This is a genomic window from Arcobacter sp. CECT 8989 (genome assembly GCF_004116715.1).
Lineage (GTDB): Bacteria > Campylobacterota > Campylobacteria > Campylobacterales > Arcobacteraceae > Halarcobacter.
Genome location: NZ_PDKE01000015.1, coordinates 14684 through 34092, shown reverse-complemented (window position 1 = coordinate 34092; position 19409 = coordinate 14684). Strand labels below are relative to the sequence as shown.

General features: G+C 24.3%; 2 protein-coding genes. Both read left to right on the top strand.

The annotated features are described in order from the left end of the window. Positions 1-1044 precede the first annotated feature (1044 nt). Positions 1045-11013 (top strand): chitobiase/beta-hexosaminidase C-terminal domain-containing protein, encoded by a 9969-nt coding sequence (locus tag CRV02_RS12805; RefSeq protein WP_129090653.1) that lies wholly within the window; start codon positions 1045-1047, stop codon positions 11011-11013. Continuing rightward, positions 11013-18461 carry an RHS repeat-associated core domain-containing protein gene (locus CRV02_RS12800; RefSeq protein ID WP_129090652.1) on the top strand — a complete coding sequence of 2483 codons (7449 nt, stop codon included), beginning with the start codon at positions 11013-11015 and terminating at the stop codon, positions 18459-18461. The genes CRV02_RS12805 and CRV02_RS12800 overlap by 1 nt, the downstream gene beginning before the upstream one ends. Positions 18462-19409: the final 948 nt, after the last annotated feature.

Here is a 19409-nt window from a genome sequence, read left to right as displayed (position 1 = left end):
TTTTGATAAGAGAAATAAGTACTAAAAAAATAATAATAGAAAAAAAGGTTTATTGTATGAACTCGCTTATTGCATTTATTCCAATGTTAATTCTTGTATTTATTGGTATAACATATACTTTAGGTCACAATGAATATTTAAAACAAAATAAGAAAGGTAATAGAAAATAAATTGAAATACTTAAATAAATATACTATTATCTTTGTATTTTGATAGTTCCATCAGCAATTCTTTTTAATATTGATGATAAAAATGCATTTTTTATGGGATGGCTTTTATTTATTAGTGGACTTTTCTTTGCTTTTTTACTTTCAAATGAAAAAAGAAATAGGAAAATCATAATTTTTTTTAATAAACTATTTTAATACTCTTTACAAGAATAAAACTTTTTGATAGAATTACATTGAACATCTAAGGATAGATATTTTTAGTCGAACTGTTTTACTAAATCTTCATCTTTTCTATCTATATCTAAGTAGATATCTCTTCTCTTAGATTTCCAAGGAATCTATGAAAGTTTTATATTATCTAAAGAGAGTTTTTTCTGAAACTAATTCCTTAATAATTCTTTTTCAGCGCAACCAAAATTACTTATTTTAAACTCTGCATATTCTCCAATGATTATATATACTAGTCTTTTTAAGTCTATACATTTAATAATTATTATTGTGTTTCTCTTATTTTCTTATAATCAAAAGTTTATCTTTTAATTCAGAATTATAAAGCTCTCTTACCTTTTTTTTAAGAGTTAATTGTACTTAAAAAATATATTTATGGTTACAAATAATTATCTTTACAATATTATAAAATTTTCTTATTTAAGATACTTACTCTACTTAATTAACTAATATAAATTGAAGGAGTTCCTCCTCCCTCTTTATATCAAATGAAGATTTAAGTATTAATGTATTTTTTATATATGTAGTTAATCTAAAATGTCAATTTTATTAATAATTTATATAATTTTATATTATTTATAATTTTTTACATAATTTTTGACAAATTTATGATAATATACAAGCAGATTTTTTTTAGGATTTAAATATGTTATATAAAATTATTTCTTTATTGTTTTGTTTTTCATTTAGTCTTGCTGCAACAACTTATGGTCAGATAGAAGATAATTCAATACTAGATGTTATTCCAGCCCCTATTATTAAAGATATTCCTTTTTCAACAAAATTAGATAATGTAGAAGTAGAAGTAAATGGAGAGGTAGGGGCAAAGGTATTTGTAAATGGAGTATATGCCATAAGAAAAATTTCCTTAAATGGTAAAGTAAATGTTCCTCTAGATACAAGTGGTATTGATGGAAATAAAGATTTTTCTATAACATTAATAGATTATTCAGGTAATGAAAGTGAAGCTTTTAGTTTTACAATATTAAAAGATACCGTGCCCCCAAATAAGCCTATGTTAACACAAACTTTTACTCATACAAATAAAGATAATATAGAAGTAGAAGTAAAAGGAGAAATAGGAACAAAAGTATTTGTTAATGGTAAAGATACAAATAAAGTTATAGCTTCAAATGGAAAAGTAAAAGTAACACTTGATACAAGTGGTCAAGATGGAGAAAGGTCAATTAGAATACAACTTAAAGATAAATCATTAAATTGGAGTTATCCCCTTTATTTAATAGTAAATAAAGATACTTTAATACCATCAATGCCGTATACCCAAAAATTACCTGTTTCAACAAATTTAGAAAGTCTAAATATTGATTTAGTTGGAGAACCTGAAGCAAGAATTGTAATTAATGAAATTGAAACAAATACTTTTTTTGATGCAAATAAAAAAGCTAATATAATTTTAGATACAAGTGGAATTGATGGAGATAAAGAGTTTAATATTTTTCAAGTTGATAAAGCAGGTAATCAAAGTGAATTATTAAAGATAATTATTATTAAAGACACTTTATCACCTATCAAACCAATATTAACTGAAATAGCACCAAAATATACAGGAGCTAGAAGTGAAGTAGTAGAGGTTAATGGAGAAATAGGAGCAAAAGTATTTGTAAATGGAATAGATACTAATAAGGTAATAGCTTCAAATGGAAAAGTAAAAGTAATACTTGATACAAGTGGTCAAGATGGAAATAAAGTATTTAATATTACATTAAAAGACTCCTTGACAAATGAGAGTGAAGCCTTAACTTTTACAATTGAAAAAGGCTCATTTATAGTAAATAATAGAATAGAGGCTATTAATTTGCTTAATTCTTTAAATGGAGATAGAGCAATAATAAATGGGAAAATATACACTCATATAGTAAAGAATAATTTAGATTTCTGGACAGATAATCCTAGTGGAGATGGACAAGAATTAGCAACTGAAATTTTTACAAAAGGAGATAGAACTAATTTACCTACAATAACTCATGATTTAATTGTATTAACAAAAAAACTTGGTAATCATTCAAGATATACAAAAAATGGTATTAGATATGCACAAGATGAAAACTTTTATCAATGGTTTTATAATAGCAATAGTATGATAACAAACATGATCAATTATAATGATTGGGAAACAATAGAATATGATAGGGATAATTCTTTAGGTGCTAGAGATTTTATTGAAACAAAAACTATTAAAAATCAAAGTATTTATAATTTTTTTGTAAGAGATTCTACTCCAAGTCTAGAATCAATTAATTTTCATTCTAAAGAAGTAAATAATATTGCACTACCTACTATACCAAGGCAAGATTATACTAAAGAAAAAAGAAAATTTGTCTTAGATTCTAATGATACTCCTTATTTAGCTTATAATGAAAATAATGTTATTAAAATTTTAAAATTAGTAAATAATGAATGGAAATTAATTTTAGAAGAAAAAGTTACTCATAATATGAAGTATTACTCACTTTCTACTTCAGTAAGTAATGAATTATATCTAATATATAGAGATACCAATTATCTGACAATTAAAATATATAACTTAAATACAAATAAGTGGGAGTCTACTTTTTATGGGAAAAATGATTTATTTTTCTCTTCCATGAAAATAGATTCAAAAGGAAATTTATATATTAAATGTGATCATAATTCTTGTTCTAAAAATATTTATAAATATGATAAATATAATAATAAGCTTGATCTTTTTGCAACTAAAGATGATTATGCTAGTGAATATAACCCCACTGACGTGATTATTTTAATAGATGAATTTGACAATTTATATACAAGTTATTTTTCTTCTTCTTCTGAAGGTACTAAAACTATAATAAAAAAGTATAATCTTGAGTCTAAATCTTGGGAATTAATTAATGAAGTTATTGGTCGATTTATGAATAGAGATATTGATAGTTTTGGAACAATAAATATGTTTAATAGAACAAAAAATTATAATTTAAAGAAATATAATATTCAATTGGAAGAAAGTTCTAATTTAGAACAAAGTGGTTATGTTGACTTAAATAATAGAGGACCTATTATATTCTCTTATAAAAATATTTTTAGATTAAAAAGTTTAAATAAAAATTTAATTGATATAAGAAGCGATACTGAGTTAGTAAACATCTATAATAAAAATAATAATTATCTAATTTATAAAAATAAATTATTTAATAAGACTATTCTTAATAATGAAATTTGTTTCCAAGATAAAGAAGGTAAATATTTAACAAAATCTGGATTAATTATTAATAGTTTACCAAAAGAAGTAAATTGTTTAAATGCAATAAATAGCAATAATATATTAGAACTTGATGATATGGTAACTGCTACAAATTGGGAGAATGTAAAAAATAACCAAAAAATAAAAATAAAGGATAAATTATATACTCATTTTTTTAATAGAGCAAAAAAATTAGATTTTTGGACAGATAATCCTAATGGAGATGGACAAGAATTTGCAACAGAAATTTTTACAAAAGGTGATAGAACTAATTTACCTGTTATAACCCATGAGTTAATTGTATTAACAAAGAAACTTGGAAATGACCTAAAATATACAAAGAGTGGGATTAAATATAAAAAAGATGAAAACTTTTATCAATGGTTTTATTCTAAATCTCTTTCTTATCCTTTAATTGACTACAATGGTAAGTGGAAAATATCTAGCAGCTATGATAATGATAGTGGTATAATAAATAGAGAGTTTCTATTAGATAATAATAAAAAAGTTTATGTTAAATATATGAAACAGAATAAACTATATATTAAGTATTATAATAATGAAAATGATTCTTGGGAAAGTATTCCTTCTTTACCAAATGACTTAGATTACTCTTTTTCTTCTAGTTCAATTTTATTTAATCAAAATAACGAGTTACATGTATTTTATAGACAAGGATACTATCTTAATGGGAATTATTATCATAAATTAAAAGTTTCAAAACTTAAGAATAATCAGTGGATACAAGTAGGTGAAAATGTAGATAATAGATTAAATAAACTTTATAATAATGGAAATATTTTAAGTTATAACAATGAATTGTATGTACTTTACAAGGATAGAGCTTCTCACTTAAAAATAAAAAAATTTAATGTAACTACAAAAAAATGGGAGTCAATAATTTATAACAGTGGTATTGCATTTAGTAATAATGAAATGACTTCTCAAATAGATTCAAATAGAAATATCTATATTAAAACTTATTATACGAATAAAGTACTTATTCACAAATATGACTTTACTTTAAATAAGATTATTTTAATTGCTGATAAAAAAGTATTTGAAGAAGATAGTTATAATTTAGCTAGTGGAATGTCATTATTAATTGATTCTTCTGATAATCTTTATCTTGGAGGTGTTTTAAAAGATGCTGATTATAACCTTAAATTTGTATTAAAAAAGTATGATATTAGTACAAACAATTGGATAAAAATTGCAGAAGATTATGCTTCCAGTCCAAAAACTTTTCTTGCTTTAGATTCTCTTGATACGATTTATAAGCTAGGTGATAATAGGGAAGGATTTATAACAACTTTAAATAAAGAAAATAATTCATTTAGCAATGTACTTAACACAACAATGCGCTATAGTGGGATGATTTTACCTAGAGGCTTTAAAAAACATAATATCCCTTATTTACTATTAAATAGACAGTTACTTATACCAAGTGTTTCTTTTACTAATTTATATGATGATATACCTTTTGAGATAATTACACAAAAATGGGTATCTGATAAATCTATTGAGATGAGTATAAAAGGAAGTCCTTTTAGTCAAATAATAATTGATGGGATTAATAGTGGTAAAAAAATACCAGAAAGTGGGATTTTTAATTTTAAAACAAATTATGTTAATCGAAAAATAAAAATCAAGTTAATACGCCCTTCTTTAATAGAAACTAAAGAAAAAGAAGTTTTTATACAAATAGATAAAGAAAAACCTATATTGAATAATAATTCAACAATCCTAAATAACCAAGTAAGTAGAAGTAAAATGCAAAAAATAGCTTTTACTTATAGTGATGATTTATCAGGTATTGATTTATTAAATAGTACATTTAAAATAAATAATAATATTTATCCTATTACATCTTTAGAAAATAAAATAGAAAAAGAATTTGAAAATGGAGAATATAATGTCTTTATTAAGTTAACAGATTATGCTGGAAATGAAAAAGTCGAACAGATAAATTTTACAATAGATACAATAAAGCCAAGTAAAGCAATATTCCCTCAAACTCCAATTCAAACAAACAAGGATAGTACAGAAGTCGAAGTAATAGGAGAAGTAGGAGCAAAAGTATTTGTTAATGGCAAAGATACAAATAAAATTATACCTATTGGGGGAAAAGTAAGAATAAGTTTAGATACAAATGGGGCTGATGGATACAAGCATTTTACTATAATGTTAAAAGATGTTGCAAGTAATGAAAGTGAAGATGCAAAGTTAGTCATTCAAAAGGAAACAATAAAACCAAATAAACCAATGTTGTTAGATACCCCTATCCAAACAAACAAAGATAGCATAGAGATAGAAATAATAGGAGAAGTAGGAGCAAAAGTATTTGTTAATGGTAAAGATACAAATAAAATCATACCTATAGAGGGAAAAGTAAAAATAAATTTAGATACAAGTGGAGCTAATGGATACAAGCATTTTATTGTAATGTTAAAAGATGCTGCAAATAATGAAAGTGAAACATTAGAATTAATATTAAGTAAAGGTCCTTTTGATATATCTAGCAGAAGTGATGCTGTTAGTTCTTTTGATCATTTAAATGGAGATACTGTCGAAATAAATGGAAAAATCTATACACATATAGTAGAAGATGAATTAGATTTTTGGACAGACAATGCTCAAGGTGATGGTCAAGAATTTGCTACAGAAATATTTACTAAAGGAGATATTTCTAATGTACCTAAAATTACACATAAATTAATTGTATTAACAAAAAAATTAAATGGATATAATAAATTTTCTAAATCAGGTGTAAAATCTGTTATAGACGATAGTTTCTATCAATGGCATTTTTTTGAAAACCCTGAAGTAACCTCATTCAAAAAAAGACCAATAAAGTGGGAATCTATAGCAGATAAAGAACTTTTAAATAATCCAACTAATACAAGACTATTCAAGATAGAAAAAGAACTATATAGAGTAGAAAAAATTTTCTATAAGGAAAATAGTTTTAAATTAAAAAAATTTGAAAATAATAAATGGGTACAAATAGGTATACAAGAATTTGATCTTGATTTTAATAGAAGTATATATTTAGAAAAAAATAAAAAAGGAGAATTGTTTTTTACATATGTAACTAATGAAAGTTACAATAAAAGATTAGTTATACAAAAATTTTCAAATAATAAATGGACATTGCATAGTCTTAAAGGTCTAAGTACAAGAGTAACCTTAGATTCATTCAAATTAAATAAAAATGATGTACCATATATCGTTACATATAATAATTCACAAGATGCTATTGTTATGAAATTTATCAATGATGAATGGATTAATGAAGGTGATAGTCTTGATCGTCTGGTATTTAAGTCTTCTATTATATTTGATAAAGATAATATTCCTTATGTAGCTTATTTTGATTATGGTAATAATAAATTAAAGATAAAAAAGTTTATAAATAATAAGTGGAAGATAGTCCAAGAGTTTTTACCTGATGATAATAAAATATTTCAAATTGAAAGTTTACAAGTCGATTTTAAAAATAATCTTTATTTAATGTATACTGATAATGAGAGATACATGATTATGAGATTTGATGGGATAACATGGATTGACATTTTAAAAAGTTTATATCTTAATAAACGTGAGATTTCTAAAATTTCTTTTTCAGTAGGGAAAAATCCTTTTTTAGCTTATACTAATAAGTATAGAATAACTTATGTTAAAGAGTTTAATAACAAATGGAATGATATTGATTATATAAGTGAAAAAGAAGAAAATCCAAGACCCACTAAAATTCAGATTTTATCTGACAATGAAGAATTGTATATTTATTACAATATTAACATATCAGGAGCATCTAAAAACAGGAATAATATAAAAAAAGCACTTATGATGAATAAGAATTTAATAGATTCTCATTATGCAAATGATTTTAATAGTTTATATAAGGAAGGAAAAACTTCTGCCCTTCTTAATAATAGAGTTTATTTAAGAGAAATTATTAATGATGAAATATGTTATAGAGATGAATTATATAATTATTATAATTCATCAGGTAAGATTATTTTAGATGTAAATAATATGCCATCTAACATTACTTGTAAACTTTACACTAGTCCCATATATACCTTAAAAAATAGAACAGAAGCTATTGAATTTGAGAATGCAAAAAATAATCAGCAAGTAAAGATAAATGGAAAAATTTATACTCATATTGTAAAAAATGGCTTAGATTTTTGGACAGATAATTCTGAGGGAGATGGGCAAGAATTTGCAACAGAAATATTTACTAAAGGAAGTAGAAAAGAACTTCCTTTAGTTACTCATAATTTAATTGTATTGACTAAAGAGTTAGATGAATATGATAGATACTCATTAAATGGTAATAAATCAGAAATCGATAATAGTTTTTATCAGTGGAATTATATAGAAAAAGCTGATCTCTCAACCATAGCTGAAAAGAATATGAAGTTTGAAATAGTAGGAAAAGAAGATTTTACAGCCCATTCTTCTCAAAGGCCTAATATAGTTATTGATAAAAATAATCTTCCAATTGTTATTTATCAAAATTATGATGATTCTACAAAATTATATATGAATTATTATAATGGTAATTATGGACAAGGAACTAATACTATATCAAGAGGTGAAGCTCACTATTCCTCAATTAGTTATAAAAATGGAGTATTATATGTTGCATATATAGATAAATCTTACTCTAATAAAATAATTGTTAAAAAATTTGATGGAAATAGCTGGTCTAATATTGGAATAAATCCATTGTCCAAAGGAGAAGCTAAGAGTATATCTATAAATGTTGATAATAATAACATTCCTTATATTGCATACACAGATAAAAGTAATTCATATAAAATTGTAGTAAAAAAATATGATGGACAAAAATGGGAACGTGTAGGTAATAACGTATCTTCATCTACTGTTGGTTCTTTAGCAATATCAATTGACAATAATAATATCCCTTATATTGCTTATTCTAAATCATCAGATGCTGGAAGAATATCAGTTAAAAAGTTTAATGGTACTTCTTGGAAAAGTATAGGAAATTCAATTACTCCTGCGTTAAGTGGTAATCTAAACTTAAAAATAGATAATGAAAATAATCTTTATTTATTATATACAGATGGAGAAAATGGGGGTAAAATAAGTGTAATAAGGTACATGAATTCCTTGTGGGAACGTATAGGACAAGAGCATCTTTCTATGGGAAGAGTATATTATTCATCATTAGATTTAGATAAAAATGGTAATCCTTATATTATATATTATGATAAAGTATCTAAAAAAGTTATAGTTAAAAAGTTTAATGGAACTAAATGGAAAGAAATTGATGAATCTCAAAATTATTCAAACTACGAATATCCTGATGACACTGATATTACAATTGATAAAAATGGTATACCATATATAGTTTTCGCTTATGGAAAATATGGAGAAAAAAGAAAACTAGTAATAAAGAGGCTTAAAAATACTTATTATTATTATAAAAATTTGATTGATATAGAATTATTGAATTCACCAATTATTGAAAATATACCTTTAACTACAAATAAAGAAACTGTTGATGTTCATATTAAAGGAAATAAAGAAGGTGAAGTTGTTTATATTAATGGAAAAATTTCAAATCTAATACTTAATAATTTAAAGAAAGGGATATTAACTTTAGATACAAGTGGAAAAGATGGATATAAAGACTTCAGTATTACGTTAAAAGATCCAATATCAAGTATGTTTAGTAAACCATTTGATTTTAGTATTTACAAAGACCTAACTTCTCCTGAACTTATAAGTGGTTGGCCATCAAAAGGTAGTAAGGTAAAATTAAATAGCAATAATGAAATTGCAATATACTATACTTTTTCAGATGTAAGTCTTGACTCAATCAAATTATTTGATAATAATGGAAATGATATTACAAATATAGCTGAAGTAGAGAATAATGGTATTTCATTGATTTTAAATCCACTTATAGATACAAAATATAATTATAAAATTATAGCAACAGATATTTATGGAAATGAAACAGTAATTGATTTAGAATTTAATGCAAAAATAAATAAACCTAAGACAATTGCAAGTAAAAAAAGTGGAAAATATAATAAAATAGTGAGTGTAGATTTAATTAGTGATAGAGAAACTACTATCTACTATTCACTTGATGGTTATCCTCCTATAATAGGAAATTTAAATACATACTCTGGAAAGTCTCCTATAGAAAATATTTCTATAAGTAAAACCACAAATTTACAATTTTTTGCAGTTGATAATAATGGAAATGAAGAAGCTATAAATAGTGAAATTTATAAATTTGGAGAATTAGAAGAACCTAATATTAATTTAACACCTATTTATAACTCAGTAGTAAAGCAAGTTGAACTTAAATGGAATAGTCTATCAGATGTACAAGAGTATAAAATTTATAGAGTATTATCTTCTTTAGAATGGGAACCTTTTATAGATAACAGGAATAAAAAACTACCTACTTCTACAATTTACTTATTAGATTCTTCTGTTACAAATAGTTTTATTGACAAAAATATAGATGAAGGTAGTAGTTATTATTATGCAATAAGTAAAGTTAATAAAAAAGGAGTTGAAAGTCTAATATCTGAACCTACATTAATTACCGTTTTGCCAAATTCAAAACCTACATCGATAAGTGATTCTATAAAAAGATCTAAAAATTGGTTATATGAAATTCAGAATAAAGATGGTTCATGGGGAGATAATGAAAATTTAAAGTTATTATTTACTACATCAGTTTTAGATGCATTAAGTCCTTTTAAAGATGAAAATAAATTTTCAATTTATAAAGGATTATCTTTTATTCAAAATAAGTTTACAAATAATAATGATTATTTATCAAGAAAAATAATTACTCTGAATAATTATGGATTGTATATAGATGATAATATTTCAAAGTTAATATATAGTGGATATGGATCAAAATCAACTATTTTAGGATGGGGCTTACTTAAGTATTTAGAACCAAGTCCATATGACACAATTTTAGCTTCTAAGGCTCTTAATAGGGCTAAAAGAAGTCTAGAAAGATATAATGATTCTATAGAAAATCTAAAGCTTTCATGGATGAAAGATAAAAATAATCAGTATTGGGGATGGACTTCGAAAGGAGATACAAATATTTTTGTCTCATCCTCTGTGTATAATTTACTTGAATCTGAAAAAAGTGAATATAAATGGATTACTGAGTCCCAAAAAGATGATGGTTCTTTTGGTAGTGGATTGTTAGACACAATAGGTGTATTATTAAATTTACAGCTCGACAATGTCAAAAGAGAAAAAGCTTTAAATTATATAATATCACAACAAAATATTATGGGAAACTATAATAATGATCCTTATCTAACAGCACTTTGTTTAAAAGTATTATATTATGAAGGAATTAAATAATGAAGGCATTAAATAAAAAATTTCTAACTGTATTATTTCTTGTATTGAGTTTAATTTATGTGCCTACTTCTTTTGCGAATGAATATTTATCTGAGACAAAGGAAATTAATTTTACTTCAGAACTAATAGAATTAGCAAAAAAATTAGAACATAATCCAATAAAAATATATAATTGGGTTTATAATAATATTGAATACGAAAACTATCAATTATCTAGAAAAAATGCTCAAAGCGTATACTGGACTAAAAGAGGTAATGAGTGGGATCAGTCAACATTACTAATAACTCTTTTTAGAATTTCTGGGATTCAATCAAAGTATACAATTTTTAAAGATCATATATCTCCTTTGTCAAATAGAAATGTAATTGTAGATGCTTTATTGCCTATTCAAAATTATAGAGGTAATAGTGTAAGTAGTTCAAAAATTTGGACTTCGTTAGCTCCATGGAAAAAAGATTATAAAATAGTCGAAGGGATTGACTTATTTCCAAATAAAGATATTCCTAGTGAATTAAAAATAGATTTTGATGATTATATAAGTAGCATCAAGCAGCAGAGCACAGTAGAATTATTTGAAGAAAAAATCCAAAACTATTTAACTATAAACTATCCTTCAAAAACATTAAAAGATGTTGGAAGTAAAAAACTAATTAAAAAGAATAGTTTATCTATTTTACCTCTTAGTTTACCAAAAGGTGTGATTTCTAAAAAAGAAAAAACTTCTTATTCTCAAATTCCAAGTGATTATAAAGTAAAAGTAACTTACTTTTTAAAGAGAAATAATCCTTCAAAAGAAATAGTACTTAAACATATTTTTTATTTACCTGAAATAGCTACTTCAAGGATAACTGTTGATTTCTTACCTAATAGCTTAAGTGACAAAAATAAAATTAAGCCATATGGACTTATTACAAAAACACCTGCAAATATTGCTAATGTTAAGGCAGTAATAAAAATAGATGGCCAAATTGTAGCAAATAGTACTTCTTTTAAAACTGGTGAAACTTTTATCGATGCCCAAAAAACTGCTAGTAATGAAATTATAGATAGGAAACCAAAAGAAGTAGGAACAACTTTATCTTTAGGTTTTGATACTTTAAATATATCTGAAAAACAAATTGAAAAACTAAAATTAGAATTAAATGAAATACCAACATCTGTCTTAAATGATGATAATACAAAAGAGGAATATTTAGGAAGATATATTTATATATTAAATAGTGAATTTAGATTAAGAAAATATAATGCAGTAACAAAAACAACAAATTATTTAAATGCTGAAAGAATTTATTACGATACTTCAGTTTCACCTACAAGAGTTTATACCTTTTTTAAAAATCTTGAAAATAGCATAAATGAGAAATATTTACTTCACTCTTCAATGGAAATTGATGCAAGTGGGTTTGAAGGTGGAATTAGAAAAATAAAAACAGATAAATATTTATCATGGAATGATGATTTTAGTAAGTTTTGTAGGAATATTTATTCATATACTGTTTCATTTGATGAAGGAAAGATTTTTGAAGATTGGCAAAGTACTCCTGGTGCAAGTACAATTAAAACTTTTATGGTTGCCAAAGAACAGGGTTTTCCAATTTATACTCTAACAAAAGATGACGTTATTAATGGTAAGCTAAATCTTTTAGAAGGTCAATATATAAATAAACATGATTCTGGATTCATTCAAAATATTATTAATCATTTAGTAAATAAAGATGCAACTGTAATAGTTCCTGGAACAAAAATTTTATATGAAGGTTTAACTTTGACTGGATATATTTCCTTTTCCAAGACTTTTGATTCATATTTATTTAATAGTAATGAGGGTGGAGCATCTAATAATGTTGCAATAGCATTTCCTACAAAACAAGAGTCAATACAAATAGATCAGCAAGAATACACTCAAGAACTTACCGATAGTGAAACTTCTATTAATAGTAATACTAATGAAAATACAGTTGCTGTAACTGAAACAAATGAAAATGTAAATCGTGAAATCTCTCCTGATGGGGATCCTATTGATATGCTAACTGGAGAATTTTACCAAGTCGAGAAAACAGATATATCTTTAAAATCTACAAATAAAAATATATTAGCATTAAAAAGAACTTATAAGTCTCAATTACATTACAATGGAATTTTTGGCTATGGATGGGCTTGGAATCATATGGATAAAATAGTTCATTTAGAAAATAATTCTTTTCTTTATATTGATGAAAGAGCAAGATTTTCAAAAATAGAAGAATATTCAAATGGTAGCTTTTCTTATCCAAAGGGAGCAAATTATACTATAGAAAAAATAGGCGAAAATTACAAAGTTAATAATTTTGATGGAACTTCAAAATTATTTAATAAAAATGGACTTTTATTAGAAAAAAGTGATAGAAACTTTAATAAAATTATTTTTCAATATAATGAAAAGCATAATATTTTTAAAATACGAGATAATCATGGAAGAGAACTTGTATTTAATTACAATTCTAATGGTAAAGTAATATCTGTTACAGATAATACAGGCAGAGTTATAAATTATAGTTATGATGAAAATGATTTAATTTCTTTTACGGATCTCTTAGGAAATACTACAAAATATGAGTATTTAAAAAATCAAGAAAATAGCGCAAAAAATCACAATATGAGTAAATACATTTTACCTAATGGCGATTATCTAAAAATCTCATATTATAAGAATGATCAAGTGTCTCACCATACAAATAAAGATGGGAACACATTTAATTTTCAATATAGTAGATATAATAAATACAGTGAAACTTGGAATGAGGCAGGTTTCTATAGAAAAGTATTTTTTAATGATAATGGTGATGTTGTAAGAATAGACAAAAAAGATGGAACAATAGAATTAAAAGAATATGATGAAAATCATAATATGATCTCTTTTACTGATGGAAATGGATTTAAAACTAGATATTCTTATGATAATAAAAGAAATTTAGTTAACAAGACTAACGCAAAGGGAGGCAATTGGAACTGGGAATACCATTCTGCATATAATAAAATTATTAAAAAAACTGATCCATATAATAATGTAACTCTTTATGAGTATGATGAGAGAGGGAATCTTACTAAAGAAATAGATCCATATTTAAATGAAACTATATTTATAAATGATCAGTTTGGTAATCAGATAAAAATTTTAGATGCATATAATAATTTTATAGAAAGGGAGTATGATTCTACAGGTACAAATTTAGTAAGATTAACTGATAAAAATGGAAATACTACTGTCTATGATTATGATGAAATAGGAAATCAAACTTATATAACAAATCCTAAAGGTGGAATAAAAGAATTTGAATATAATCATAATAATCAAATAGTTAAAAAAATAGATGAATTAGATAACACTACTATTTTTGAATATAATGAAAATAGAAAATTATTTAAAAAAACATTAGCTAATAAAGCTATATATAAGTATGAATATTCAGTTGCAAAAGATATTGTAACTGGAAATCTTTTATCTAAAATAATTAATCCATATGAAAATGAAAAAACTTTTATCTATGATAAGCTTGGTAATAAAGTTAAAGAAGTTGATTATAAAGGAAACTCCACAAAATATACGTATAATGAATTGAATAAAGTTTCCTCTAAAACTGATTCAAATGGAAACATAACATATTATACTTATGATGGATTAGGAAATATTACAGAAGAAAAATCGTCAAAATTTGTTGATGATGAATATGTGGATGTTATAACAAAATATACTTATGATAAAGCAGGTTATTTAAAAAGTAAAACCCTACCTAATGGTTTAGTTTATAATTTTAAATATTTTAAGAATGGTCTTTTAGAAGAAGAAAAATATACCTTTGGAAATACTACCTATATTAAAGAATATAATTATAACAAGCTAAATAAACTTAGCAGGGTTTTTGAAAGTGATGGAGATAATCTTCAAAGAGAAACAATTATTGAATATGATAAACTTCAAAGAAAAATAAAAGAAATAAACCCTAATGGTATTATTACTACCTTCTATTATGATGCAAATTCAAATCTACTTGAAAAATATGTATCAAACATGCTGGTAGAAAAATATACTTATAATAAGTTGAATAAAATTGCTTCCAAAATAGATGCAAATGGGAATGTTACAAAATATGCATATAATAAAAAGGGACAATTGATTTCTAAAATAGATGCTTTAAATAATAGTTATTTATATAGCTATGATAAATTAGGTAATTTAGAAGAAGAAATATTGCCAACAGGACACTCAAAAAAATATAAATATAACTTGTTAGGTAAATTGGAAAAGAGTACTGACCAAGAAAATCATAGTAGATATTTTGACTATGATGAAAACTCTAATCTTATAAAAACTACAGATGCAAGAGGTAATTCAACATCTTATATTTATGATTCTTTGAATCAACTAGTTTCGACAATTGATCCAAATAATAACTATTCTACAAAAAGTTATGATGAATTTGGAAATATCACTTCTGAAGTAAATGAAGAAGGGAATACTATTGAATATAAATATGATATTAATAGTAATCTTATAGAGAAAAGGATAGTTTTATCATACTCTGAAGTATTAAAAACAATTTATTCTTACGATAAATTGAACAGATTAGTCTCTATTTTAGATCCAAAAGAAAACTTAACTCTTTATGAATATAATATCTTTAATGAACTTGTTTCTGTCTCGGATGCATTGGAGAATAAAATATCTTATTTATATGATAAAATGGGTAGAAAAATTAAAGAGATAGATGCAAAGGGAATATCAACAAATTTTGTCTATAATGACTTCTCAAGGTTAATAAATACTTATCAAGCAGCTTCAACTGAAAGTGAAGTAAAAATAGAATATACATATGATAATTTAGGTAATCTGTTATCAGAAAAAAGAGGTTCTATTGTTACTTCTTATATGTATGATAAGTTAAATAGAATAATCAATAAAAAGGTAGATAATAAATTAACTTTATCACAAACATATGATAAGCTTGGAAATATCGCTTCATTAACAGATGGAAACAATAATACTACAATATATGAATATAATGGGAATAATAAGTTAGTAAAACAGATTGATGGAAAAGGTAATAGTTTTATATTTAATTATGATCAAAATAATAATCTTATTTCTCAAACGACATCAGAAGGTTTACATATACTAAGAGAATATGATAACTTAAATAGACTTATTACAGAAAGTTTAAATGGAGCAAAATCTGAATATGTCTATGATAAAGCTTCAAGGGTTGTACTTGAAATCAATCATAATGGAATAATTACAGAAAATGTATATGACTCTATAGGAAGACTTGTTTCAAAAGTAGAAGCTAAAAATACAAAAGAGTTAAAGAAAACAAGTTATAAGTATGATAAAAATTCAAATATTGTAGAGATTTTGGATGCAAATAAAAATATTACAAGTTTAGAATATGATAAATTAAATAGAAAAATAAAACATATTTACCCTACAGGAGTATATCAAGAATTTAGCTATGACAAAAATTCTAATTTAAAAACAACTATTAAAGAAGATAAAAATAAAATTGAAAACTTTTATGATAGTTTAAATAGATTAATAAAAGTAGAAGTAAATGGAAGAATTGAGCAGGAGTATGTTTATGATTCTTTATCTAGGTTAGTTTTAGCAAGAGATCATAATCAAAATCAAAAATTAAATAGTCTACAGCTTGAGTATGATAGTTTTAACAATATATTAAAATCAACACAAAATGCTAGGGTAGTAAATAGTACTTATGATTTAAACTCAAACTTAATAAACTTAAGTGCAAATTCATATGAGATATTAAATAGTTATGATAAAGTAAATTCTTTAACTAGTATTAGCTTAAATAATCACGAGATTGCGAACTTTGAATATGACAAGGATAATAGGTTAGTAAAAACAAATCTATCAAATGGAATATCTTTAGATATAAATTATGATTTAAGGTCAAGAGAAGAAAGTAGAAATTATAAACAAAACACTAAAACAATTTATTCTCAAAATACAAAATATGATTTAAATTCAAATGTAATACAAGAAGATATTGTAAATACAAATCAAAGTATTATAAAAACATATGAATATGATAGTTTAGATAGATTAACAAAAGACTCTTATAAAAATCATAACTATAAATATGATAAGTTAGGTAATCAAGTTTATACTACACAAAATGACTTCCAAGAAACAAGAAAAGTAAATGGAACTAATGAATATATAGATATAACTAGTACAGATATTGAGTATGATGAAGTAGGAAATGTAAAATCATATAAAAATAAAAAATTTGTATATGATTACTTAAATAGACTTATAGAAGTAAAGAATGGTTCTCAAACAATTGCAAGATATACATATGATGTACTAAATAGAAGAGTATCAAAAGAACTTCTAAATGAAAATAAAACAATTACATATATCTATCATAAAAATCGAGTAATTCAAGAGTATGAGAATGATTCTCTTACAAATTCTTACGCTTATAGTGAATATATAGATGACCCAATAGCATATATCTATAATGGAAATACCTACTACTACCTAAAAGATAGACAATACTCTATTCAAGCTATAACAGATAGTTTAGGAAATATAGTAGAAAGTTACTCTTATAACTCATTTGGTATAATGACCATGAAAAATTCAAGTTCAAATGTTATTTTAAAATCCAATGTAAATAATACTATAACATATACAGGAAGAAGATATGATAGTGAGTCTGGATTGTATTATTATAGAAATAGAATGTATAGTCCTAACTTAGGAAGATTTATATCAAAAGACCCTAAGGGTTATATAGATGGTATGAATCTATATGCCTATGTTAAGAATAATCCATTGAAGTATTTGGATGCGTTTGGGACAACGGCAGTAAAAAGATTTGATGGCGGATATGTAAGTTATAGTATAAGTGGAAGAACAGATGATTATTCAGTAAATTATGATAATGGTAGTGGATTTGGAAATAGTGGAGATACAGATTTTAGCCATGATGATGTAGGACAATTTACAACAAAAAATAACTTAGCTGGTATGACAACTGCAAATTGGGACTCAGGAAATTATACTGAATATAATAATGGCATTAGTGTGTTTAAGGATAATGCTATATCCACTATCATGATTGAGAATAGAAATGCAGTTGATAGATCTGTTAATGAGTTTAGACCAAATATGACTTCAGTAATGAATGATACAATCTATGGTGGACAAACGACATATGAAAGACAGAAAAATGCTTATGATATGTTTGATAAAGTTTCTGTAGGAGCAGATATTGTTGCTGAGGGAGCCACTGCCTTAAAATTTAAAAAAGTTGCAATTGTAGCTTCAATTATATCAGTAGGAGCAACAACAATGAAACATCTCGTTGCTCCTGAGAAAAAGTTAAATACAAAAATACTAAATGATTATATACCTTATCCTTATAAAGCAACGGAGTTGAATTAAATGAATTGCATTAAATGTACTTTTAAATTTATATTATTATTTATTACATTTAGTTGTATTTTCATACAACTATTAGGTATTTTTGAAGTTATGGATATTAGTTCTGAAACTTCAAAACGATATTTAATTATAGCAATACCTGCAGCATTATTATCTCATAAAATTAAATGTAGTGCTAAAAAAGGAACCTATTTTTATAAAGTAGTAGAGTTTTTTGATCGGGAAAATAAATAATATGGTTCAGGTGTAACGATAACCTAAAGTTTCATAAATAAGATTGCAAAATGTAATTAATTTAATTATAAAAAAATATCTAGATTAAAATACTTTTATTTTACGGAAAGAGCATATGAAAGTATGTCTACAGGAACATTGTTTTTTGAGGAAGTTAGCAGTTATAATACAACTAAAAGTTTATTGGAAAGTTTAAAATGAATGATTTATTTAATATAAGTTCTAATACATATTTGTTTATTATGGTATTTATCACAATTATAATGTACATAAGTATTAAAAAATATAAACCTTATTTTAATACAAATATTATTTATTATCGTAGTTGTTTATTAATATCCCTATTTGTAGGACTAATTAATGGCAGTATTTTTCAAGATGGATATTTAGCAGGTTTTTTCTATGTTCAAGAATCAAAAACAATTACTCTGTTTACGTTTATTTTACTTTTAATTTATTTTTATATATTTGTTTTTCTTTGTAGAAAAGATAAAGAATATTGAATTAATGTTTATATCGAAATTTTGTGACAAATAAATTCAAAAATTCTTTTGTCTAAATAATAGAATACAAAAATTTCATATAATTCCTAATAAAATTTTAAATTATTATTTATATCAGATATTAGAATTTCAAAATTTTTAAATTTATAATTAATATGCAACTATTTTATTTTATATAATAATTTTTTTAGCTAAAATCTATCTTTATTAA

What these genes read in the sequence shown, in the direction of transcription:
- CRV02_RS12805 (WP_129090653.1), top strand. Translation starts at nt 1,045, where the DNA reads ATGTTATATAAAATTATTTCTTTATTGTTTTGTTTTTCATTTAGTCTT.
- CRV02_RS12800 (WP_129090652.1), top strand. Translation starts at nt 11,013, where the DNA reads ATGAAGGCATTAAATAAAAAATTTCTAACTGTATTATTTCTTGTATTG.